Source organism: Vibrio anguillarum, from assembly GCF_001989995.2.
Taxonomy (GTDB): Bacteria; Pseudomonadota; Gammaproteobacteria; order Enterobacterales; family Vibrionaceae; genus Vibrio; species Vibrio anguillarum.
The window spans coordinates 1-1,800 of the sequence record NZ_JAHGUP010000218.1 but is presented as its reverse complement, the minus strand read 5'-3'; the positions used below and the strand labels follow the sequence as shown (position 1 = coordinate 1,800).

The window sequence follows — 1,800 nt, the reverse complement described above, 5'->3', positions numbered from 1 at the left end:
CTAAGCGGAGAAGAGCCGTTCATGTATCGCAAATATAGCTCAACGCGACTCGGTCTTTCATCTGTGCTAACAAACTTTGGGGCACAAATGAGTCAGCTCAGATCAAGCTGACTCGAAGATGGACAGAAATCATTCAGAGCAGAAGTCTGGATTGTGTACTTCCCAAAACAACCCCCATTCTAAATCAACCTAAACCGTTCACTTCCCATTCTAGCGCTGCCGAAGACGTTTGCTCTTCCAAGATGAATTTGTCACGACCATTGTCCAGTAAACTGATAGCCAAATAAGTAGCGTATTTTATAATCGATACATTTTCCTTTGATGTGTATTAAAAATTAGATACAAGAATCTTTATAATGTATGCAAAATCAGATACTGTTGTCATCGCAATGTATTTAATTAGAGATACAAAATTATGAAAAAATCCGGTGTCTATGCCGTTGCACTCAAGCAAGTCAAAGCAAAAATCAGCGCTTTACTCGGTTTATCTGTGCCTAAACCGCCGAAAAATGGTTGGGTGCGCAGTATCCGTGAGGCCTTGGGGATGTCGGGCGCGCAATTAGGTGAACGTCTTAATCTCTCTCGTAATCAAGTCTCCATATTGGAGCGTAAAGAAACCGATGAAACCATCACACTCAAACAACTTAAACAACTGGCGAGCGGGCTCGATGCCGAACTGGTTTATGCGATTATTCCGCGTCAGTCGATTGATGACATGATAGAAGCGCGCGCTATGGAGTTGGCCAAGCAGCGTTTGGCCATGAGCCACCAATCGATGTTTTTAGAAGCACAGCAGTTAACCTCAGAGCAACAACAGCAAGCGCTGGTTCAATTAGCCAATGAGATTAAAACGGGCAGCACCCGAGATTTGTGGAAAGTCAGTTTGCAGGAGAAATACCAATGAGTCTGTTTGTTGAACCAGAGGGCGCAACCCAACTAAATGCCGATGATGTTGCCGGGCTGAAATTTGATCACATCACGACTCGCGAAGAGCTTAATGAGCTTGAAAATGCCAACATACTACAAGGGTTGAGTTGGTTAGCCACGACGCCTAAAACCAGCATGGATGACATTCTTTCTATGGCGTTTGTGGAAGAGTTGCATCAACGTTTGCTTGGTGATGTGTGGGAATGGGCCGGCAGCTACCGTCACCGAGAGTTGAACATTGGTGTCGATCCGCTGAATATCCGGCCAGATTTACACAACTTACTGGAAGACATCAAATGCTGGATTGAGTTTGAACACTATGACAGCCTAGAACTCTCGGCTCGGATACAGCACAGGTTAGTTAAAATTCACCCTTTTCCTAACGGCAACGGACGTCACTCGCGCGTGATGACGGACTACATACGAATGGTACTACTCAAACAAAAGCCTTTAGTTTGGTCCAATACAGATTTGGATAAACAAAGCCAAGAGCGGGGTGAGTACATTGCGAGCTTACGCCAAGCTGATGCCGGCGATTATGCGCCTTTAATTCAATATCTTCAGGCGAAAGGGAATGTGACTTAAACCAAGCGTTAAGAGCTAAATATACAATTACAGTGTGGATAGTTAAAAGAGGCTGGAACGTCAGCCTCTTTTCTTTGTACAGAGAGCAAGCTCACCAAAACAACCCCCATTGTCCCCAGAAATGGAGTGCACCACAACGACAATTCTAAGTAACTTTTGGACAGAAACCACTTAATCTGGACGCCTAACTCACCTTCTTTTTCTCTCTCCTCGCCTTAAGAAAGACCTCTGACCAACCTGCGCAGACGATCTCCGTTATTGACAACCGCTAGCGCCTAAGCGTTATGT

General features: G+C 44.9%; 2 protein-coding genes. Both read left to right on the top strand.

What is annotated here, in order from left to right; all coding sequences use genetic code 11:
* Positions 1-415: 415 nt before the first annotated feature.
* Positions 416-904, top strand: a complete 489-nt coding sequence (locus tag PL85_RS18555; RefSeq protein WP_094147126.1) for a mobile mystery protein A — start codon at positions 416-418, stop codon at positions 902-904.
* Positions 901-1,512, top strand: a complete 612-nt coding sequence (locus tag PL85_RS18550; protein WP_014610887.1) for a mobile mystery protein B — start codon at positions 901-903, stop codon at positions 1,510-1,512. Before PL85_RS18555 ends, PL85_RS18550 begins: the two co-directional genes overlap by 4 nt.
* Positions 1,513-1,800 lie beyond the last annotated feature (288 nt).

Excerpts from the sequence above, each read along its gene's own strand:
- PL85_RS18555 (WP_094147126.1), top strand. The coding sequence starts at position 416 with ATGAAAAAATCCGGTGTCTATGCCGTTGCACTCAAGCAAGTCAAAGCA.
- PL85_RS18550 (WP_014610887.1), top strand. The coding sequence starts at position 901 with ATGAGTCTGTTTGTTGAACCAGAGGGCGCAACCCAACTAAATGCCGAT.